The following is a 20,652-nucleotide window of genomic DNA, read 5'->3' as shown; positions in this document are numbered from 1 at the left end:
AAATTTATTTAGGGGGATTGTAATGCGTGAATTTTGAATTTGGAGCGAAGCGACGTGACGATAGCGCCCAGCGAATCTAGCACCAACGCTAGCGATTTGCTCACCTTAGCCTGTTGGATGGCAGGAGATTTTAGCAACTACAAGCAATCTTTTGCAAATCCGCAACTTTACGCCCACATTCACATTTATTTTCGTCCTTTACCATTGGAATTTTTTTCTGGTATCGGTTTTTATTCTGAACAAGCTTATGACCACGATTTATGGACACCCTATCGTCAAGGAGTACATCGAGTAGTAGATTGGGGCGATCGCATTTATATCGAAAATTACAGCTTGAAAGATCCTATGCTTTATGCAGGTGCAGCTCGTGAATTAGATATCCTCAAAACCATCACCCCAGAAAGTATCGAACGGCGTTATCACTGTTCAATGGTTTTCCAACGAGAAGGTGAAATGTTTCGAGGCAGTGTGGAACCGGGCAATCAATGTCTGATTCAACGCAACGGATGCCAGACATATCTTGTCAGCGAAGTAGAAATAACCGAGCGTACTTGGATAAGTCTAGATAAAGGTATGGATATTGAAACCCACAAGCAAATATGGGGATCTACCGCTGGCCCATTACAATTTGACAAACGGCAAAGTTTTGCTGATGAATTACCTGTGGTGAGCGCATTATGTTGATTCAGCTTGAATCTGTTAAAACCAAAATGTTGCCTCCACTGGCTGAAAAAAAGATGCGCTGCTGGATTCGCAGCCGCCATTTGATTTGTTCGGGTAATTTTTTTATATTCGAGACATTAGAATATACAACGATTGAGAGATTCTCTGAATGCGTTGCTTCTTTAGGAGGGACAGTAATATCCGTTGACCCCATTAATAAAATTTGGATGGGAGATCATCGCCAAGTTATTTTATATCAGGCAAAAGCTAGTTTACATACACCTCATCATACTTTGAAACAATACTGGATAAAATACGGTGGTTTCTACACTAGATTTGATGAGCGTGCTTGAAAGTTACTATCTTGTAGAAATTCTTCTGACAGGTGTTTATACTTGAATTCAAAATTAAGTTTTGAATTTTAAATACTCCCCAAGGGGGTTGACGGCTAATTGTTAATGTCTAATTGCTAATTTCCGATCGTGATTAGCTGTTAGTTATTAATAGTTAGCCGTCTAAGTTTGTTAGAAAATGTAACTAAAAAACTACCCGAAACTTGATAAGTTAATATCAATAACTAGTAATTAATAAATATTAAGTAGGGTGTGTTATGGCTTTAACCTAACCCACCATTTTATCTAGTGGTGCGTTAGATGCTTTGATTTGTATTTTAGTGACAAATCATCTTGAAATATGCATCTAACACAATATCCTCTTGAGTGCGCTGGTTCACCAGTAGCTATAACTTTAGAAACCAAAGCAAAGCACTAGCTCCCTACAGAATATTTTATTTTTACTTTGCAAATTACGGTTTATGTGAGTTGCAGTCTGGAAAGGCGTAAATACGTCAACATGGCTAAACATCTTAGCTAAACTATAGCCTGAAACCCTTGCTATAGCTTGGGCATTTTTAATTCACATAAGGCGTAAATTAGTCACTCTTACCCACACTAACCCAACTATGCAGACCTTCTTAGACGAAGAAACCAGACGACGCCAATATCAAGCATTTCCCCAAACAGAACCTATCGAACTGTGGACTACTGCTTCAGCTGATGACATTGAAATTGTCATTCGGGCAGTTTATCGGCAAGTGTTGGGTAATGCCTACATCATGGAAAGTGAGCGGCTTATTGTTCCAGAATCTCAACTCAAGCAAGGCATAATCGATGTGCGTGAGTTTGTGCGTCAAGTTGCCAAATCAGAGTTGTATCGCTCTAGATTTTTTGATAACGTTTACCGCTATCGGGCAATTGAACTGAACTTTAAGCACCTACTCGGCCGCGCTCCCGATGATTACTCCGAAACTAAACATCACAGCAACATTCTAGATGAGGAGGGTTTTGAGGCAGATATTGATTCTTATCTTGATAGCGACGAGTATCTAGATGCCTTTGGTGAGAACATAGTGCCATATTACCGGGGTTATAAAACTCAAACGGGCAAAAAGATATTGGAATTTACCAATATGTTACAATTGCTGCGGAGCAACTCTAGCAGTGATAAGAACTTAGCAAATAATAATGAACCTCAACTGGTGCGATCGCTAATTACCAACGTTCCTTACGGTAGACAGAAACTCACGGATATTAATGCATTGCTGGCTGAAATATTCAAGCCCAAGCCAGAAACTGCTGCTCCAGTTAATACCTTTATTGCAGCTCCTACAGCAGCCGAACAAAGCTTGCGGCAAAAGATTCAAGAGCAAGAAAGCCAGATTGCAACTTTGCAACAACAATTAGCAGACTTAAGACCATTTGCCAGCATCGGCACAACAAAATTTAGTAGTAGTTGGCAGTCTTCTAGTTCGCCCACCAGCACAGGTGAATATACATCTTTGCAACAGCAAGCTGACGCCCAAGAAAAACAGATTGCAGCTTTGCAAGAGCAAATTGCTGATTCCCGACGGTCTGCCATAATTGGAGAAGCCCGATTGAATAAGTGGCGCAGTCGAGTTTTTAATGGTTAATTTCTCTAATGTTTAGTTTTATCGGGTGGGTTAGGCAAGTTTAACTCACCCATTTTTTACTGTGGACATGATATAAAACCAAGACCTCGTTGGTGAATTCAAGGTCTAATATCATGTCCGTCAAATTACCCATAATAAAATAACCCCACCCCCAACCCCCTCCCTTTCAAGGGCAGGCTTTTAGGCTTTCGATAAATAGTTGAGAATGTTCTCAATTATTGAACGTAGTTTTAAGTTCTCAGACAATGGTTTTGGTTTTAAAATCCCAAAAATTTGTCTAATCAAAAAAACCTGCCCCAGAAAGGGAGAGGGGGTGGGGTGTAACGACTGTGGGAATCATAACTAATTATACGGACATGATATAAGACTGTGCTGTGCTGCAAAGTTAAGCGATCGCTCAAGCAAATTATGAGAAGAAGTTCCCCTAACCAGTTTCTAACCCTCGGAACTTATATACGTACAAACAAATTAGTGGTATCAAAAACATTAATTTATGATTAAGAACTCTAACAATATAATAAGTTTTGATAATTTTTTGCGAATATTGATATTTTTTAAGTTCCTTTTGGGCAAAAGACCTTGTAAGTATCTAGATACTTAGGGAATTTGCACAGGGAAAGTTAGGGTGACATGAACAACAGAGCAAACCAAAGGCATGAAGCACATCATGTAATAAAATATTTCTGTATATTCAACCGAATGTTGATTTTTGTTGCAGAGATGTTAATGTCAGGCAGCCTTGTTGCTGGAGAGGTAATGCTGCGGTTGTTCCAAAATTTCCAGTGTCCCAAACTTTCCTGGCTAAGGCTTAGACACTCATCGGTGAAAACTCAAGCTGTTCCTCTACCTGATAATGAAGCGGAAAGGCTCAAAGCCCTGGCGGACTACAATATTCTAGATACCCTACCCGAACAAGCTTTTGATGACCTAACAGCTATTGCTGCCTACATTTGTAAGACTCCAATTGCTTTAATTAGCTTAGTTGATAGCGATCGCCAATGGTTTAAATCTAAGGTTGGACTAAAAAATAGCGAAACACCCAGAGATGGGTCTTTTTGCTCCCATGCCATTCTTCAACCAGAAGATATATTAGTGGTTCCCAACGCCATGAAAGACGATCGCTTTAATAACAATCCCTTAGTCAAAGGCAATCCCAAAATTCGTTTTTATGCTGGTGTTCCTCTACTTACGCCCGATGGTCTTCCAATTGGGACGTTGTGTGTTCTAGATACCATTCCTCATCACCTAACTTACCAGCAGTTAGATGCACTGCGCCGCTTAAGTCGTCAGGCGATCGCTCAAATAGAACTCATTCAGGAAGTTCGCAACCGCAAACAAGCAGAAATAGAAGGAAGACAGTTATTGCTGACCGATGAACTAACAGGTTTGCATAACCGACGTGCTTTCTTCCTAATGGCTGCACAACAGTTGAAAATTGCTCACCGCATGAAAGTGTTTTGCTGGGTGATGTTCATTGATTTAGATGGGCTAAAACAGATTAACGACACCCTTGGTCATGACATGGGAGATGCCTTGATTATTGATGCTGGTCGATTACTTAAGCAAACTTTTCGGAACTCAGATATTGTTGCCCGCTTGGGTGGCGATGAGTTCATTGTTTTCATCTCTAGCTACTTTAAGGACGCTGATAGTATCCAAGCGCGTCTACAAACAAATATCGCCAACTTTAATCAACAGCAAAACTGTAGCTATAAACTTTCGATGAGTATTGGCATAGAGCGTTATTCTCCAGAGAGCAATATGTCACTAGAACAACTAATCGCTAGGTCTGATGAATTAATGTATGCTCAAAAGCGGCTCAAGCGGCAATCTCTTATATGAAGGGGAAAGGGTACAGGGGACTGGGGATTGGAAATTAGGTAGGTAAATTGCTTTTCACGAAAAGCTCCAAAGCACGGCGAATATATGCCTCCCAAGACTCAGAGGTGGGAGGGAAGATTTGAGCGTAGAGCATTGCCCCACTCATCAAGTCGAAGATTAAATCGCTGTCTGTGTCAGTCTGGATTTCGTTTCTTGTTTTTGCACGCTCGATCACGACTCGGAAGGCTTGGCGTCGCGGTTGTAGGTATTTTGCCCAATAGACCTGGCTAAACTGTGGACTACTCGAAGCGGTGCTGAGGATCAAGGCTTTAATCTGACAACCCAAGGGAGTTAGGGTGGTTCTGGCGGCACTCTCAATGATGAGATCGAGATCACTCCAAAGACTACCAGTATCCGGTATTGATATTTCTTCTCTTAAACTTTCAATAGCATCTGCTACGAGTTCTTCTTTAGAACTATAACGCCTATAGATGGTAGGTTTTCCTACCCCAGCACGCGCTGCGATCGCTTCAATACTCATGCGTTCATATCCAACTTCCGCTAACAAATCCAAGGCCGCTTTGAGGATGGCTTGATGTGATAGGACACTCCGAGGTCGTCCGGGCGAGTTTTTGACAGATTCACTCATGAAATCTTACCGATTGACATACTCTTTTAAATTTACGATACTGTTCCGTAACTAAAATAATACCTTTTTTCCCACAATAAAAATGACAACTTTCTCTAAAGAGCGCCTCCCATTACCCCCTGGTAACTTGGGCTTACCTATCATTGGCGAAACAATTAGCTATTTGCGCGATCCAGGACGTTTTATTGAGCAGCGACAGCAGAGACATGGAACAATCTTCAAAACTCATTTATTGGGTCAGAAGACAATTGTCCTGATTGGGGCAGAAGCCAGCCGTTTTCTGTTCACTAACGAGGGTCAGATATTGGCCATGACTAACCCTTTAAGTTTTGAGGTGTTATTGGGAGCAGGTTCTATTGGGATGAAAACTGGCATCTCTCACCAAAATCTGCGTAAGCAGTTGTCACAAGCTTTCCAGCCCAGAGCTTTAGCGGGATATGTCTCCATAATGGAGGAAATAACCCGCAGCTATCTGCATAAATGGGAACGCTTGGGTACAATGATTTGGTATTCTGAACTGAAAAAATACACCCTTGATGTTGCCTGTAAGTTGTTAGTGGGAGTTGATACAGCCTCGGATGAGAACTTAGAAAAAGTCTATGAAACTTGGGGAGAAGGATTGTTATCAGTTCCGATTCGATTACCTGGGAGTAAGTTTGATCGCGCAGTACATGCTCGTGAACAACTTCTTGCCAGGATTGATGATCTGATCTACCAACGCCAGCAAAATTCTTCCTTAAATCAAGATGTCTTAGGAATTTTGTTGCAAGCGCGAGACGGGGAGGGAAATTGTTTGAGTTTAGAGGAAGTGAAGGATAACGTTTTGGCATTGCTAGTAGCTGGACATGAAACTTTGACTTCAGCACTGACTTCCTTTTGTTTGCTGCTAGCCCAGCATCCAGAAGTGCTAAAAGCTGCCCGTATAGAACAAGAGCAGCTAGGGTTGATAGAACCGCTGACTCAAGAAAACCTCAAGCGAATGACCTACCTAGAGCAAGTTCTCAAAGAAGTTTTACGGCTGACACCTCCAGTGGTTCGCAGTGGATCTAGGGAGGTGATTAAGGCGTGCGAATTTGGTGGATACTTAATTCCCAAAGGCTGGAATGTACATTACCAAATCCCGGAGACTCATCAAGATCAGAATGTTTATACTGAGCCTGAACGTTTCGACCCGCAGCGCTTTGCTCCTGAACGGGCTGAGGACAAAAAAATCTTTAGCCACATACCCTTCGGTGGTGGTATCCGAGAATGTTTAGGTAAAGAGTTTGCCAGACTGGAAATGAAGTTGTTTGCAGCTTTGTTAATCCGTGACTATCAGTGGGAACTGCTCCCTGGACAAAATCTTGAGAGGGTTTTACTACCGTTCTCTCGTCCTCGTGATGGCTTAAAAGTGAAATTTTGTCGGCGATCGCATTTAGTATAAGTCTGCCTGTGCGGATTTCGTTCTTATAGCCTAAACTTCAGGATACTGTTGTTTTTGCTAATTTACCACCTGGCTGCCATGACTGCGGGGGTCATCTTGATTAGTCGTTGGTGCTACTGGGGCTGAAAATTTGGAAACTTTGCCGCTAGCTTGAGCATAAGGGAGAGGCGAAGCAGTAACCAAAGCTTCTAAGTTACTAGCCATAATCGTCCGGGGTTGATCGCCGATGGCTTGGGCGATGGTTTCCCCTTGCTGACTCAAAAATACAAAATGGGGAATTCCATCGACCCGAAATCTCAGCATTTCCGGCAGCCACTTGGTATTATCTACATTCAGCATGACAAAATTCATCTTGTCAGCATACTCTATTTCTAGTTGAGTGATATCTGGGGCCATTTTTTGGCAGACAGTACACCAATCAGCATAAAACTCTACTAGAGATGGTTTGCCATTGCTGATTGCTACTTCTAACGGTGTGGAATTCTCGCTTAACTTGGCTAGAGTTGCCGAGGTTGTTTCAGTTCGCAATCCTAAGACCAGGGAAACGCTAAGTGCGATCGCTACCATTACAATTAAGAAGTTTCTCAGACGCTTCCCGAATGTAGATTCAGGTTTTTCAGGAGAATTAACAGGTGAATCAGTACTCATAACATCAGAATTATTAAAACTTCTTAAGCAATTTCTTCTTTAGTTTAGCTGACTCCAGGCATTCTCCGAAGAAACAAGGCAGGAGGCAGGAGGCAGGAGGCAGAAGGGCAGAGGGGCAGACGGGAAAGACTTACTACAACTTCCCCCCTGCTCCCCTGCTCCCCCTACTCCCCAATCCCAAAGTGCCTATTTACTTAACTTCCAAAATCGCTCCAGTTTCCTTCAAATAAACCCGCGTAAATGGTTCATCTTCACCCAAAGTATAATCTTCAATCAACCCTTTGCGGCGAATAGAAATATCGTTGCCTTTTTTAATCACCACAGTCGAACCATCGAAAACATCTCGCGCCAAAATCATCTCAGTTTCGGTAGGATTATCCAAAACTACGATATTACTATTTTGGTAAAATATACCCTGTTCTTCGAGGATTTCTTCAGGATACTCGGCAATTAGTAAATCCAGTTTGGGATGACGCAGCAAAGTTTGAACATTACTGTTGTAATCTTTGCTTAATACTTTTTTCGAGCGATTCACAAAAACGGCATCACGACAAACAGCACCTATAGTCAAGTTGGAATTTTGCAAAAGGATATGGTCAATCGTTGCTTGCAGTTCTTCAACTGAGATTTTGTTAAAGGTCATAATTGGTATTCTGGCATCTGTACCCGACTCAAAAAAGGTTTCTAAAATATGAGAAGGTACATCAACACTTTCACCAACAGAAGGTTTAAGATGCATTAAAACGCCTGGTGCAGCATTGATTTCCAGGATGGCAAAATTACTAGATTTCCAAGATTCTGCAAGACTTTTGGTAATGACATCAATCCCCAGACAAGTCAGTTGAAAATGTTGGGCAATATCTTGCGCCAAAATAATATTGTCATCATGAACTGTCGGGGTTGCATCGATGCTCATACCTCCAGCGGAAAGATTGGCGACTTTACGTAGGTAAACAGTGCGTTCTTTCTCAATCACGCTGTCTAATGATAAGCGCTGTTCGTCTAGGTAAAGTTCCATCGCTTCATCGATCTGAATTTTACTCATCGGCGAAGTTGGCGTGTCTAAACGTGCAGGTTTGCGGTTCTCTTGGCGAATTAACTCTGCAAGTGTTAAATACCCATCACCCACAACTGATGCGGGACGGCGTTCTGTGGCGGCGACGAATCGACCATTGACACACAACATACGAAAATCCGATCCTGAGATGCTTTTCTCAACAATTATTCGGGTTTGCTGATTTTCGGGAATCGCTGCCACTGACCGATTAAAAGCAGATACCAGTTCTTTTGAGTCTTGCACATCAGCCGTAACGCCAATTCCTTTGTGACCTACCACTGGCTTAACTGCCACTGGGTAGCCAATTTCTCTTGCTGCTGCCAAGGCTTCTTTTTCAGAAAAGACAATACTACCTTCAGGGACTGGGAAACCCAAGGTTTTCAAAAATGCCTTACAATCATCTTTGCGGGTAGTAAACTCTGAATCTAGATGGCTATCACAGTTAAATGTTGTTGCTACTCCCCGGACATGTTTTTTTCCCAAACCGTATTGCATCAAGCCTTCTTCCCACAAATAAAAGGCGGGAATACCTTTCTCATAAGCTGTTCGCAATAGGGCGTAAACCGTGGGGCCTCCGTAGACAGATGCGCGAAATCTATCTTGCAGCCTCACCAGCTGCTCATCAAAGGCAAAGTCTTCGTCTTGGGTAATGGCTTCAAACCAATCCCAAACAAAGTAAACTACCTCTCTAGTTGTGCGTTCATGTAGTGATTGGATGCTAATCCGCGTGAGATTTGGATATGGCTTCACACTCCAGCGGTTCAGGTGTAAATCCATGTCCAATTTTCCGGCTTCGGACACAACTTGGGCAAAGAGATGGGCATAAGATTCGTAGGTTTGATCGCGAAGATTTGGATAGCGATCGCCAATGCTGGCAATATAATCTTCAATGGGCAAAGGCTCTCTAGAGTCAATTAGAGCAAAATCAAATACTAGCGCCCCTACATCTAAATAAGGGTTGGGGCCAAGGTAATGCTTGAAGTTGAAAATATCGAAGACATCCGTTCTTCTAGCATTAATGCGGACTAATTCACTGCTTTTTTGTAGAACCATTGATTGCGAACCTTCGGCTAAACACCCTGAAATTTTAATGCTGAGTTGTAGTTACTCAGACTTATTGATTGTAGATTGACTCATGACTCAGGTTAATTTTGGAGAGTAATGGCTTTGCCACTGAGCCAATCAGAACCCAGGCTAACCCTATTAGTAAGCATTTTTAACTATCTTAAGGCATAATTAAATCTCCAATCTTCTGCCAGGAAGCAAGAACAGTCAATTCATCCTCATGAATAATCAAAGATATAACCTTTGAAAGGTGCAACACTCATCCAAAAATCGTATAAATAGATGTGGGTTATTAAAAAGACAGTATAAAAAGACAGCAAAGTATGAATAGCACACAAGCTGCTTTAAGAGATGAAATTCGAGAACTAGCTGACGAAGCTTTTCACCAAAAACTGATCTCTGGACATGGAGATGGGGCAGACATGAATGAGTATCAAATTGTCTACCAAGGCAAACCCAGGCATCTCCCACTAGAACAAGCACGTTTTTTCTTAACTAACTTGCTTTACAGAAGTCGAGTTCATTAGGACTTGCCATCAGATATCTCTTTGCATCTAGTTAGGGTCAATACCAATTACTCACATCGCCCGATAAATCTCCAATCAACAATTAGCAATATAGCCAAAAATGCCTCTAGAAAATACTTCTAGAGGCAGTTGACATTGTTGATTTTATTTAGTGATTAGATAATTTTTCAGAAAAGTATTTTGGTCTAATTGCGATGTCTAACGACAAGCCGCTTCTCTACGTTCCCTGCGGGACGCTTACGCGAACGCGCAGCGTGTCGCAGACAGACGCTCCGCGTAGCAAGATTCCCGTAGGGGTATGCGTCTACGCAAATGTTAACCCTACTTTATCAAGGAATCTATCAAAGGGATGATTTGATACATGGAATTGTCATGTTTTAGTGAAATTTATTAACTCAAATCCCAGGGGACATCATGGTGGAAAGTAATATTAAAAAGCAATTAGTAATTATTGGGGGAGCGGAAGATAAAGAGGGTGATTCCGTAATTTTACGGGACTTTGTACGACGCGCTGGAGGTACAAAGGCTTATATTGTAATTATGACAGCAGCCACAGAACTACCAAGAGAAGTGGGAGAAAATTACATCAGAGTGTTTGAGCGGTTGGGAGCCGAAACTGTTCGTATTATTGATACAGAAACCCGTGAAGATGCAGCTTCATCTACCGCATTGGAAGCTATTAAGAAAGCAACTGGAGTCTTTTTTACAGGGGGAGACCAAGCTCGTATTACCAGCATCCTCAAGGATACCGAAATCGATGCGGCAATTCACCAGCGCTTTTCTGAAGGTGTAGTTATTGCAGGGACAAGTGCCGGGGCTGCTGTGATGCCAGACGTAATGATTGTGGAAGGCGACTCAGAAACACATCCTCGGATTGAAACTGTTGAAATGGGCCCAGGTATGGGATTTTTACCAGGGGTAGTAATTGACCAGCATTTTTCCCAACGGGGACGGTTGGGACGTTTAATATCAGCTTTGATACTACAGCCTGCTGTCTTAGGATTTGGGATTGACGAAAATACCGCTATGGTAGTGGTAGATAACCAAGTTGAAGTAATTGGTGAAGGGGCGGTTACGATTGTTGATGAATCGGAAGCTACATATAACAATATGGGTGAAATTTTGAAGGATGAGTCTTTGGCCATTTGTGGAGCAAAGCTTCATATTTTGCCACATGGCTTCAAGTTTGACCTGAAAACTCGTCAGCCTATCCTAAATAATGGCTCTGTACCAAATGGTTCTCAACCACTTGCTTCAGTTAACACTTAACTTTTAGTTAAGTGTGTTTGAACTGAAGTTTTATTGAACAGAATTCAGGAGTCAGGTGGTCGCCGAGCGCAGTCGAGGTGAGTCAGAAGTCAGTTGGGTATTCTGTACGACTGGCGGATAGTGCAGCGTAAAGTCTTCTCTTTTCCCAAAGGGAAACGCGGCGCGTAGAAAGCGTCTTGATTCTGAATTCTGAGTTCTGCATTCTTCTTCAATTAATCGCTATAACACCCCTGCCTCAACCTTTGGTAGGCAGGGGGATATCAAGAAGAATATCAAGGCGATTTCGTTAAACTATAAAAACTGTCAGAACGAATCTGACTGCCATTTCGCCAAACTTCAACTCTTTGTGGAGTGACTAAATAATAAAAACTACCATTATCTGCTCGATATCTGTCTTTACCAATATGCAAAGCTACTATCTTTATAGGCTTGCTTAGGGCTTGCTTCAGTTGCCCAATATAAAATAATTGACCATTTTCTTCACAGACTTTTACACGAGAGCTTGTAGTCTCACCTTCAATAAGACTAACTCCATTGCATTTAGTATCAGTGCTTACAGGTGCAATATCTATTGGAATTGGCTGCTGTGAGGGGGAAACTTGATTGGCTACTGGGGGTGGCGAGACTGGGCGGTTTGGGTTATCCACTGGCTGAACTTTAGAACCGGAGCCAACACTTGCAGTTACGGATGTCAACAAACGAAGGGGGTCAACTGCTATTCGACCATTTGAATGAACTTCAAAGTGCAGATGAGGTGCTGTACTATTGCCTGTAGATCCCATTTCGGCAATCATTTGACCTTGAAGAACCTGTTGACCTTTGCTCACCAACAAACGGCGATTGTGGCCATAAACTGTAATGCTGCCATCGAGATGTTTAATAGTTATGGCATTTCCTAATCCCCAATTATCCCAACCTGCTTTAACAACTGTACCGGATGCCGCAGCAACAACAGGAGTTCCAGATGCCCCTGCAATATCAATTCCTTCATGTTGATATTTGCGGAAGCCTTGAGAAATAAACCCTTTAGTTGGCCAGATTAAGTTAGAAGCAGGGATAGGAATTTGCCCAATTGGGGAATCGCTTGCCAATTGTGTTAAGGCAGATGTCGCTGTACTTAATACAGCGGTTAAGGATATTAACCAAACTAGTCCATAAGTACGGTATCGATAAACTATAGATTTTTTCATAAGTTGCAAGTCTATTAGAACAATAATTCAGACACTTTCTGATTATTTGTTGTTTCAAGCTTACTCGCAAAATATCAGGAAATCTTTAGTGAGTTTGTAGCCTTTTAGCTTGTTATATCATGTCCGCTTGATTGCTTATTAAACCCGAAGAACCTCACCCCGCCAAAGCTGTGCTTTGTCTCCCCTCCCCGCCTGCGGGGCTACCGTGTATACACAAGTCGAGTTGGCAATCAAATCAACGAAAAACAACGGAAAATTATTTTTTAAATCCTTGATTTTCCGTTAGAACTCTATCAATAAGCTGACACTATTGATAATCAGTTCGCTTAACTCAAAACCTTGCCTACCAAAGCTTGTATCTTACCAGGCAATGATTTTAGGACTTGTGTATACACCGTAGCCTGCCTAGACAGCGATAGGATATTTTTTTAGTTGGAAGTCCCTTGGGATTTAGTAAGTAATAAAGCGGACATTGTATCTATCATCTCTGCATAGGCGTGCAGAGATGATAGATACAATGTCCGGCTAAAGATTTATCATCAAGACCATAGAGGAGTAGATGGGAGGATTTTTTGAGCTTTCTGCATAGATGGCCACGAGCTGAGATGCTAAATTCTGAACACAGTGGAATAATTTTCTCTACCTGGACTAATTTCCCGCATTACATTAAGCTCAAACTACTCTTTATACGACTCCAAAATTCCACTGCGAATCATTAGTTGTGGCCAAAAAAACACAAAAAATACCATCCATGTTCCTATTGGGATGGAAACGAGAACTGTTAGCCAGATAGTTTTAAATAGTAACCAACTACCACCAATCAGTATTACAGTTGTGAGAACTATAGACCAGGGTTGACACCACCAAGGTTTATAGTTCCAAGGATTTATGGGCTTTTGTTCAGACATTAGTTTTATTTAGTCAAACTCCAAATATTCTTTTAACAATTATGAATTGTTTTAACAGATTAAGTTTTATCGTACTCTATTTTTCCATAGTCAAGTTTGATAATTCGGTCTGCTAAATGAAAATAGTGATCGTCATGGCTAATCACCAGCACTGTTTTACCCCGCGATCGCAATTCTGGAAGAAGTTGAGTGTAGAATATTTCTTTGAATACTGGATCTTGATCGGCTGCCCACTCATCAAATAGATAAATTGGTCGATCTTCCAAGTAGGCTGTGAGTAAAGCTAGCCGTTTTCGTTGTCCTTGAGAAAGAGCAGTGGTAGAAATTTGTCCATTTTCAACTTTCACTTTATGGTCTAGTTGCAGTTTTTGTAAATATTTTCTGGCTTGAGCATCCAAGTGAGAATTTTTTAATCCTAGAAGTTCTTCAAATAAATAGAAGTCGGAAAAAACCACGGAAAAATGTTGGCGATACCATTCTCGATTCTGTTCGCTAATTAACTCGTCATCAAACCAGATTTCGCCGTTTTCTGGGATATAAAGCCCAGTAATTAGTTTGGCTAATGTAGATTTACCGCTACCATTACCGCCGACAATGAAGACCAATTCTTGAGGATAAAGTGTCAAATCGATGGGGCCAAAAATAAAGCTATTGTCTTCTTGCTCTGTGTAATAAGTGTGGGTGACACTTTGAAATTTTAACCTATACCAGTCAGATTTCAGAGCAGGTGGAACAGTGGATATTTCCGTTCGACTAGCTAGAGATAAACCCAGTGACTCAATTTTTTGTAAAGCAATGCTGGCTTTGCTTAATAGAGGAAGTTTACTGATGATGTTATCCATTGGTAACACCAAGTAAGTGAAGGTCAAAATGTAGCCAGAGAGAGTTTCGGGATTGATAGTAAGCAGATTAGGCAGTATAAACAGTACAAAACCGAGAGCAAAAAAGAATATGAGTTGACCCCAACTTGAAGTTATGGCAAAAAGGCTTAGACCATTAACGTTGTGATGACGAAACTCGTTAGCAGTTAATTGTAGTTTGTCTTCTAAAAAGTCTTCACGCCGCTTGTAGTTGAGTTTGAGTTCCTTGACTCCTTCGGTAATCGTGCGAAAATGTTTAAACAGATGATCTTCATCTTCACGAGCTAAAGTAAGTAATTGCCCGCCTCTGTTTAGTAGCCACTGACAACTAGCGATCGCAACTACTGAAATCCCACAAACCATCAGCAATACTAACCAAGAAAGCCAGGTTATATAGGTTATACAACCCAAGACGATCGCTAAATTAATAAAGATGAAAGGCATCTGATAAACAGCATTAGCAACCGCCTGAATATCTTCTGTTAAAGTTGCCAATAATCGAGGATTCCCTAAGCGTTCCAGATGACTCAACTCGGAAGCGAGAATCTGGCGACTTAAACGCATCCGTAATTGTAAAACTGCATTCTGAGAAAGGCGAATCAGCATCACTTGAGAAACGATACTGGTAATTAGTGCAACTATAGCCAGCCCCGCAAAACCCCAAATTATCGATGTGAGGCGGGAAGAACTACCGCTACTTGCAGCATGGCTAATTAAGGCAATCAAGCCAGCACTACTACCACCACTCAAAAATCCGGTAGCGATCGCGATCGCCACCATCCCCCATGAAGAACGCAAAAGAAAGTAAATCAAATTCATGACAAATGCCTATACCCATTTGGACACAACAAAAAATGAAAATCTCTCTTTTTATGTCCCATGCGCGATTTCCATAATAGTTGTTTGCCAACCAATTAAATTTGCATTGCCAGGGTAGATTTTATATTTTACCAGTTAAATACCCTTTCAAATATCATGATGAATCAGGCAGAAGGCAACATTGGACGATTTATAATCTTTAGGACTTTGTTTTGAGCAAAAATACATTTATAATCTCTTCTGCCTTCTGCCTTTCTTTGGTAAGCTAGTTGGAATTACAGCGAATTATGTCAATAAACTGTCAAATTGCCTGCTCAGTTTTCCAGGGTGAAATTTGCGATGACTGTAAATTTAAAGTCTTTAGAGAACCAAATTAATGTAGCCGACAATTCTCAAACCGCTTCTGTGACTCAAGGAACCCGCTACGTTCCTTCGCACCATCGACGCATTCTGTGTATTTTTCCCAAGTACAGCCGCTCCTTTGGTACTTTTCATCACGCTTACCCACTTATGGGTAATGTCCGGGCTTTTATGCCACCCCAAGGTATTTTAATTGTGGCTGCCTACTTACCGAAACAATGGGAAGTGCGGTTTATTGATGAGAATGTCAAATCAGCAACGAGGGCTGATTATCAATGGGCTGATGTGGTGATTGTGAGTGGAATGCATATCCAAAAACCACAGATTAATCAAATTAACGAACTTGCCCATCGAGCGGGGAAAATTACCGTTGTAGGCGGCCCCTCGGTATCTGGGTGTCCAGAATATTATCCTGAGTTTGATATTTTACACTTGGGCGAATTGGGAGATGCTAGCGATCGCATGATCGAATATCTAGACCAAAACTCTCAACGTCCGCAACAACAAATTCGCTTTGAAACCAAGGAACGTTTACCCTTAACAGAGTTTCCCACCCCAGCTTATCATTTGCTGAATATCAATGATTATTTCTTGGCAAATGTCCAGTTTTCTAGTGGTTGCCCTTATCACTGCGAGTTTTGTGATATTCCCGAACTCTATGGCAACAGTCCCCGGATGAAAACACCAGAGCAAGTAGTTGCGGAGTTAGACGCAATGCGACAATCAGGCAATTTGGGGGCAGTGTATTTTGTCGATGATAACTTTGTTGGCGATCGCCGCGCCGCCATGAAGTTACTTCCTCACCTGATTGACTGGCAAAAACGCAATGGTTATCCCATCCAGTTTGCCTGTGAAGCAACGCTCAACTTAGCTCAAAGTCCAAAGCTTTTGGAAATGATGCGCGAAGCTTATTTTTGCACAATCTTTTGTGGCATCGAAACACCTGAACCAAATGCTCTCCATGCGATTTCCAAAGACCAAAATCTGAGTATGCCGATTTTAAAAGCAATTCAGGTTTTAAATAGTTATGGCATGGAAGTAGTATCAGGAATCATTATCGGGTTAGATACAGATACACCAGAAACAGCAGACCGAATAATCGAATTTATGCGGGCATCGCAAATTCCTATGTTGACAATTAACCTGCTTCATGCGTTGCCGAGAACTCCATTATGGCGGAGGTTAGAAGCAGAAGGACGACTTGTCTATGATGAAAGCCGCGAATCAAATGTTGAGTTTTTAATGCCCTACGAGCAAGTTGTTGAGATGTGGCGGCGCTGCATTACAACTGCTTATGAGCCAGAATTTTTATATCAGCGATTCGCCTACAACATAGAACACACCTATCCAAATCGCATCGAAGTTCCTAACAGCCCATCTCGCACTTCTGGGGCTAATATTCGCAAGGGTTTAACTTATTTAGCTAATATTTTGCTGCGGATAGGCGTATTTAGTAACTATCGTCAGACTTTCTGGAAAATGGCCAAGCCAGCATTGAAAGCAGGTAATATCGAAAACTTAATTCACGTTGGACTTGTCGGACATCATTTGATTAAGTTTGCCCAAGATTGTGCCAAAAATGAAGAATCAGCTTCGTTTTATTCCCAAAAAATTCTCACCAAAGTTCGTAGTTAACGTCACAAGTAAAATAGGTTTTGAGAGGCTGTGGTAATTTACAGTGCTATGAATATTCAAAGACCATATCAAATTCAAGTTCATCTATGACCACAAAGCCTTGGGATGCTCAACTTGCTTACTGGCTAGTTCGACCTCTAAAAGACAGTTGGGTAAACCCCAATCATCTTACTACAGTGCGACTTTTGACAGGGTTGGCGGCGGCTGTTGCCCTCGCAGTTGGTAATACCATTTGGGTTAACATTGGGGCATGGCTATTTGCTTTATCTAACTTTCTCGATCATACAGACGGTGAATTAGCCCGTTTGAGTGGGAAAAGCAGCAAATGGGGGCATCAATATGACCTTGTTAGTGACGCCATCATCCATATTCTATTGTTTGTGTGTATTGGATATGGTCTTAGAGAGGGAAAATTTGGTTGGTGGGCGTTGGTGATGGGGATAGTATCTGGCGTGTCTGTTGCTTGCATCTTTCATTTGCGAAACCAAATGGAACAACGTTTAGGTAAAGACGCCAGCCGTCAACCAAATTTCGCCGGGTTTGACATTGAAGACGTGCTGTATTTGTTTCCCATAGTTCCCTTGCTAAATGGACTAGAGCCTTTATTAATGGCAGCGACAATTGGGGCACCAACCTTTGCTATATGGGTAATTTGGCAATTTCTGGCACTCCCGCAATCTGAATCAAACTAGATCAGGAAGCAGTGAGAGAATAAATAAATAATTATCAATAGACATGAATGGAGCTTCAAACTGAAATTGATAAAGCCATTGATTACCAAAAACTTCAAGCTGAGTTTCAAGCACAGAATGAATTGTTGGTGGTTGATGGTGACAAACGTTACCACAGAGTTACTGTTTCTTCAATGTTAAGAATTAATTAACAAATATTGTCTTGAGCAAAAAACAGTCATTATAAAATACTGGGAAAATTTCCAGATTTCCTGGTGTCTAAGCTACTGTTGGTGATTTGACGATGAAGGCAATTATCTTAGCTGCTGGCGTTGGACGACGCTTAGGTAAAGACGGGCAAATCCAACCCAAATGCTTACTGAAATTTAACGGCAAATCTCTGCTAGAGCGGCATTTTCACTATCTCCGTCATTACCAAATTGATGAAGTAGTGATTGCTGTGGGTTATCAAGCACAAAGAATTCAGGATGAAATCAAAGCATTAGGAGCCGAAAGTTGGGTCAGTACAATTTACAATCCTGACTACACCAAAGGCAGTACAATCAGCCTTTGGACTGTACGTCAGCATTTAGTTGCTGGCGATGACATATTATTAATGGATGCAGATGTATTGTGCGATCGCCGTATCATCGAACGATTGATAAAGACAAATATCCCCAACAGCTTCTTATTAGATCGAGATTTTGAACCGGGAGATGAACCCGTGAAGCTTTGTGTTAGAGATAATTATCTAGTGGAGTTTCGTAAACAAGTAGCTCCTGATTTAGCTTATGATTTTGCCGGTGAGTCAGTGGGATTCTTTCGTTTTGGAAGTGCTGTTGCCCACCGTCTTGCTACTCGTACAGAACAATATGTTGCAGACGGACGGGATAATGAACCTTATGAAGAAGTAATTCGGGATCTATTATTAGAAACTCCAGAAACATTTGGCTACGAAGACATTACTGGATTACCTTGGCTGGAAATAGATTTTCCCCAGGATATTCAACGTGCCCAAAATGATATTTTACCTCAGATAGAAGTCGCAGAAAATGTCTGAAAATATCTTTTAAAGAATTCAGGAGTCAGGTGGTCGCCGAGCGCAGTCGAGGTGAGTCAGGAGTCAGTATGAATATTTGCTACTAGTGGGTGAATCAAGGGGTTGAAAATACCCATTAAATATCTGATTTAGTGGTTCAAAATATAGTGACGATTTTGAATCTCCCACTAATTGATTCTGAATTCTTCTTTCATTATTACTATAGGTTGAAAAAAGCAGAATAAATGCATCCAATATTTGCACCCAATGATACCTCTGCAAAATTAAATAAATGTGCCCAATTAAGGTTATTACTAGAATCGCCTCAACTCGACTTCATTATGGAAGCTCACAATGGGATTAGCGCCCGGATTGTGGAAGAGGCTGGATTTAAAGGAATTTGGGCGAGTGGATTAGCCCTTTCGGCTCAATATGGCGTTCGAGATAATAATGAAGCCAGTTGGACTCAAGTTGTAGAAATGCTAGAGTTCATGTCTGATGTCACCAGCATCCCGATTTTATTAGACGGCGATACAGGCTATGGCAACTTTAATAATATGCGTCGCCTAGTTAAGAAGTTAGAACAGCGAGGAATCGCTGGAGTCTGTATTGAAGATAAGCTTTTTCCCAAAACCAATAGCTTTATCAACGGTAGTCGCCAACCTTTGGCTGAAATTGATGAATTCTGCGGCAAAATTAAGGCGGGTAAGGATAGTCAGACAGATCCAGATTTTTGCATCGTCGCCCGACTCGAAGCTTTGATCGCCGGCTGGGATCTTTCGGAGGCTTTGCGCCGAGCTGAAGCTTACCACGCCGCTGGAGCAACCGCGATCTTGATTCACAGTAAATCATCGCGCCCCGATCAAGTGCTAGCCTTTGCTAAAGAATGGGGGGGTCGTTCTCCGTTAGTGTTTATACCGACCAAATATTACAGCACACCTACTGATGTTTTTCGCAAAGCTAAAGTTAATTTGGTCATCTGGGCAAACCATCTGATTCGAGCTGCTGTTGCTAGTATGCAAGCGATCGCGCGCGAAGTGAAAGCCAGCGAAACTTTAATCAACATTGAAGATGATATTGCACCCGTAAAAGAAATTTTCCGGCTACAAGGGGCGGATGAACTCATAGAAGCTGAAAAACGCTACTTTAACAACGGACGACAAAATACCCAAGCGATCGTTCTGGCTGCTAGCAGAGGACAAGAATTAGCAGGGTTGACGCAAGATAAACCAAAGGTGATGTTACCCCTTGGCGGTAAACCTTTACTCAGGTTATTGGTAGACAAATTCAAGAAACTTGCTATCAATGATATTACCGTTGTCGCCGGTTACAAAGCAGAAACTATCAATGTTCCGGGGACTAAAGTCATCCGCAACCCAGATTATGAAACAACGGGAGAATTAGCATCCTTAGCCGTAGCTCAAGCCAGTTTTGGCGAAGAAATGCTGGTGCTTTACGGCGATTTACTATTTAGAAGCTACATCCTGCGGGATTTATTAGAATGTCCCGGAGAAATTGTGGCTGTGGTTGATTCTGTAGCCAACAACAAGTCTGTTAGCGGTTCACCTGACTACGCCTATTGTTCAATTCCAGACGATCTTTCTCTGTTTGGACAGGATGTCAACCTGTTGAACGTTTCTAAAACCACACAAACGCAATTAGGAAAGTCTAGCGGCCGCTGGATTGGGATGTTGCGCTTGCGGAGTCAAGGTAGAGAGTGGGTGAGTGAAGCACTCAATGAATTGCAAAAACGACCGGAATTTAACAGTCTGGGTTTACCAGAATTATGCAATTATTTAATCGAGCAAGGCAAACCGATCAAGGTGCTTTATATTCGCGGTAACTGGTTAGATGTTAATTCTTTGGACGATCTTGACCTTGCTTTTCAATTAAAACAATAGGAGTGGGGCATGGGGAAAGGGAAAGGGAAAAGGGTAAGGGGAAAAGGGGAAAGATTCAATTTAGGGACTTCCAGAAAATAAATTATCCAATTTACTCAGATAATATTTTTCTTTCTCCCCCTGCCCCCTGCCCCCTGCTCCCCTGCCTAGACAGCGATGGGATATTTTTTTAGTTGGA

18 protein-coding genes are annotated in these 20,652 nt (G+C 41.8%); 12 read left to right on the top strand and 6 right to left on the bottom strand.

What is annotated here, in order from left to right; genetic code table 11:
• Positions 1 to 54 precede the first annotated feature (54 nt).
• The 4 genes from RMX69_RS17580 (at position 55) to RMX69_RS17565 (ending at position 4,474) form a co-directional block, all read left to right on the top strand.
• Positions 55 to 684, top strand: a complete 630-nt coding sequence (locus RMX69_RS17580) for a chromophore lyase CpcT/CpeT (protein ID WP_289798822.1) — start codon at positions 55 to 57, stop codon at positions 682 to 684.
• Complete coding sequence (locus tag RMX69_RS17575; protein ID WP_289798821.1) at positions 678 to 1,016, top strand: CpeR family transcriptional regulator; 339 nt, start codon at positions 678 to 680, stop codon at positions 1,014 to 1,016. The genes RMX69_RS17580 and RMX69_RS17575 overlap by 7 nt, the downstream gene beginning before the upstream one ends.
• A 608-nt stretch (positions 1,017 to 1,624) precedes the next feature.
• Positions 1,625 to 2,632 (top strand): phycobilisome rod-core linker polypeptide, encoded by a 1,008-nt coding sequence (locus RMX69_RS17570; protein WP_322638231.1) that lies wholly within the window; start codon positions 1,625 to 1,627, stop codon positions 2,630 to 2,632.
• A gap of 630 nt (positions 2,633 to 3,262) precedes the next feature.
• Positions 3,263 to 4,474 (top strand): sensor domain-containing diguanylate cyclase, encoded by a 1,212-nt coding sequence (locus RMX69_RS17565; RefSeq protein WP_322638230.1) that lies wholly within the window; start codon positions 3,263 to 3,265, stop codon positions 4,472 to 4,474.
• Between the two features lie 34 nt (positions 4,475 to 4,508).
• Here the strand turns inward: RMX69_RS17565 and RMX69_RS17560 are convergent, their stop codons facing one another.
• On the bottom strand, positions 4,509 to 5,102 hold the full coding sequence (locus tag RMX69_RS17560) for a TetR/AcrR family transcriptional regulator (protein WP_289798816.1): 594 nt from the start codon (positions 5,100 to 5,102) through the stop codon (positions 4,509 to 4,511).
• A gap of 82 nt (positions 5,103 to 5,184) precedes the next feature.
• Between RMX69_RS17560 and RMX69_RS17555 the strand changes: the two genes are divergently transcribed.
• A complete protein-coding gene (locus RMX69_RS17555; protein WP_322638229.1) occupies positions 5,185 to 6,525 on the top strand; it encodes a cytochrome P450 in 1,341 nt (446 codons plus the stop codon).
• A 57-nt stretch (positions 6,526 to 6,582) separates the two neighbouring features.
• Here the strand turns inward: RMX69_RS17555 and RMX69_RS17550 are convergent, their stop codons facing one another.
• Complete coding sequence (locus RMX69_RS17550; protein ID WP_289798814.1) at positions 6,583 to 7,173, bottom strand: thioredoxin family protein; 591 nt, start codon at positions 7,171 to 7,173, stop codon at positions 6,583 to 6,585.
• 190 nt (positions 7,174 to 7,363) lie between these two features.
• Positions 7,364 to 9,283 (bottom strand): acetate--CoA ligase family protein, encoded by a 1,920-nt coding sequence (locus tag RMX69_RS17545; protein WP_322638228.1) that lies wholly within the window; start codon positions 9,281 to 9,283, stop codon positions 7,364 to 7,366.
• Positions 9,284 to 9,618: 335 nt separating this feature from the next.
• Between RMX69_RS17545 and RMX69_RS17540 the strand changes: the two genes are divergently transcribed.
• Positions 9,619 to 9,822, top strand: a complete 204-nt coding sequence (locus RMX69_RS17540; protein ID WP_094348985.1) for a hypothetical protein — start codon at positions 9,619 to 9,621, stop codon at positions 9,820 to 9,822.
• 414 nt (positions 9,823 to 10,236) lie between these two features.
• The gene (locus RMX69_RS17535; RefSeq protein ID WP_289798812.1) at positions 10,237 to 11,091 is read left to right on the top strand and encodes a cyanophycinase; all 855 of its coding nucleotides are present in this window, start codon (positions 10,237 to 10,239) and stop codon (positions 11,089 to 11,091) included.
• A 272-nt stretch (positions 11,092 to 11,363) separates the two neighbouring features.
• Here the strand turns inward: RMX69_RS17535 and RMX69_RS17530 are convergent, their stop codons facing one another.
• The 3 genes from RMX69_RS17530 to RMX69_RS17520 form a co-directional block, all read right to left on the bottom strand.
• The gene (locus RMX69_RS17530) at positions 11,364 to 12,281 is read right to left on the bottom strand and encodes a M23 family metallopeptidase (RefSeq protein ID WP_322638227.1); all 918 of its coding nucleotides are present in this window, start codon (positions 12,279 to 12,281) and stop codon (positions 11,364 to 11,366) included.
• A 677-nt stretch (positions 12,282 to 12,958) separates the two neighbouring features.
• Positions 12,959 to 13,189 (bottom strand): DUF6737 family protein, encoded by a 231-nt coding sequence (locus tag RMX69_RS17525; RefSeq protein WP_289798810.1) that lies wholly within the window; start codon positions 13,187 to 13,189, stop codon positions 12,959 to 12,961.
• Between the two features lie 59 nt (positions 13,190 to 13,248).
• Positions 13,249 to 14,868, bottom strand: a complete 1,620-nt coding sequence (locus RMX69_RS17520; protein ID WP_322638226.1) for a cyclic peptide export ABC transporter — start codon at positions 14,866 to 14,868, stop codon at positions 13,249 to 13,251.
• Positions 14,869 to 15,207: 339 nt separating this feature from the next.
• Between RMX69_RS17520 and RMX69_RS17515 the strand changes: the two genes are divergently transcribed.
• The 5 genes from RMX69_RS17515 to aepX all read left to right on the top strand — a co-directional run bounded on the left by RMX69_RS17515 (position 15,208) and on the right by aepX (position 20,474).
• Positions 15,208 to 16,863, top strand: coding sequence for a B12-binding domain-containing radical SAM protein (locus RMX69_RS17515; RefSeq protein WP_322638225.1), 1,656 nt, complete (start codon positions 15,208 to 15,210; stop codon positions 16,861 to 16,863).
• Between the two features lie 86 nt (positions 16,864 to 16,949).
• Positions 16,950 to 17,555, top strand: coding sequence for a CDP-alcohol phosphatidyltransferase family protein (locus RMX69_RS17510; protein WP_322638224.1), 606 nt, complete (start codon positions 16,950 to 16,952; stop codon positions 17,553 to 17,555).
• A 47-nt stretch (positions 17,556 to 17,602) separates the two neighbouring features.
• The gene (locus tag RMX69_RS17505) at positions 17,603 to 17,746 is read left to right on the top strand and encodes a hypothetical protein (RefSeq protein WP_322638223.1); all 144 of its coding nucleotides are present in this window, start codon (positions 17,603 to 17,605) and stop codon (positions 17,744 to 17,746) included.
• A 92-nt stretch (positions 17,747 to 17,838) separates the two neighbouring features.
• Positions 17,839 to 18,594: a phosphocholine cytidylyltransferase family protein gene (locus tag RMX69_RS17500; RefSeq protein ID WP_322638222.1), complete on the top strand. Its 756-nt coding sequence runs from the start codon at positions 17,839 to 17,841 to the stop codon at positions 18,592 to 18,594.
• Between the two features lie 224 nt (positions 18,595 to 18,818).
• Positions 18,819 to 20,474 carry a phosphoenolpyruvate mutase gene (gene aepX, locus RMX69_RS17495; RefSeq protein ID WP_322638221.1) on the top strand — a complete coding sequence of 552 codons (1,656 nt, stop codon included), beginning with the start codon at positions 18,819 to 18,821 and terminating at the stop codon, positions 20,472 to 20,474.
• Positions 20,475 to 20,652: the final 178 nt, after the last annotated feature.

The organism is Nostoc sp. EspVER01 (genome assembly GCF_034530635.1).
In the GTDB taxonomy this organism is placed as follows: Bacteria; Cyanobacteriota; Cyanobacteriia; order Cyanobacteriales; family Nostocaceae; genus Nostoc.
This window is presented reverse-complemented; position numbering and strand designations above follow the sequence as displayed.

Bases quoted from the DNA above. Each gene is read 5' to 3' on its own strand.
- RMX69_RS17575 (WP_289798821.1), top strand. From the start codon at position 678: ATGTTGATTCAGCTTGAATCTGTTAAAACCAAAATGTTGCCTCCACTG.
- RMX69_RS17570 (WP_322638231.1), top strand. From the start codon at position 1,625: ATGCAGACCTTCTTAGACGAAGAAACCAGACGACGCCAATATCAAGCA.
- RMX69_RS17565 (WP_322638230.1), top strand. From the start codon at position 3,263: ATGAACAACAGAGCAAACCAAAGGCATGAAGCACATCATGTAATAAAA.
- RMX69_RS17560 (WP_289798816.1), bottom strand. From the start codon at position 5,102: ATGAGTGAATCTGTCAAAAACTCGCCCGGACGACCTCGGAGTGTCCTA.
- RMX69_RS17555 (WP_322638229.1), top strand. From the start codon at position 5,185: ATGACAACTTTCTCTAAAGAGCGCCTCCCATTACCCCCTGGTAACTTG.
- RMX69_RS17550 (WP_289798814.1), bottom strand. From the start codon at position 7,173: ATGAGTACTGATTCACCTGTTAATTCTCCTGAAAAACCTGAATCTACA.
- RMX69_RS17545 (WP_322638228.1), bottom strand. From the start codon at position 9,283: ATGGTTCTACAAAAAAGCAGTGAATTAGTCCGCATTAATGCTAGAAGA.
- RMX69_RS17540 (WP_094348985.1), top strand. From the start codon at position 9,619: ATGAATAGCACACAAGCTGCTTTAAGAGATGAAATTCGAGAACTAGCT.
- RMX69_RS17535 (WP_289798812.1), top strand. From the start codon at position 10,237: ATGGTGGAAAGTAATATTAAAAAGCAATTAGTAATTATTGGGGGAGCG.
- RMX69_RS17530 (WP_322638227.1), bottom strand. From the start codon at position 12,281: ATGAAAAAATCTATAGTTTATCGATACCGTACTTATGGACTAGTTTGG.
- RMX69_RS17525 (WP_289798810.1), bottom strand. From the start codon at position 13,189: ATGTCTGAACAAAAGCCCATAAATCCTTGGAACTATAAACCTTGGTGG.
- RMX69_RS17520 (WP_322638226.1), bottom strand. From the start codon at position 14,868: ATGAATTTGATTTACTTTCTTTTGCGTTCTTCATGGGGGATGGTGGCG.
- RMX69_RS17515 (WP_322638225.1), top strand. From the start codon at position 15,208: ATGACTGTAAATTTAAAGTCTTTAGAGAACCAAATTAATGTAGCCGAC.
- RMX69_RS17510 (WP_322638224.1), top strand. From the start codon at position 16,950: ATGACCACAAAGCCTTGGGATGCTCAACTTGCTTACTGGCTAGTTCGA.
- RMX69_RS17505 (WP_322638223.1), top strand. From the start codon at position 17,603: ATGGAGCTTCAAACTGAAATTGATAAAGCCATTGATTACCAAAAACTT.
- RMX69_RS17500 (WP_322638222.1), top strand. From the start codon at position 17,839: ATGAAGGCAATTATCTTAGCTGCTGGCGTTGGACGACGCTTAGGTAAA.
- aepX (WP_322638221.1), top strand. From the start codon at position 18,819: ATGCATCCAATATTTGCACCCAATGATACCTCTGCAAAATTAAATAAA.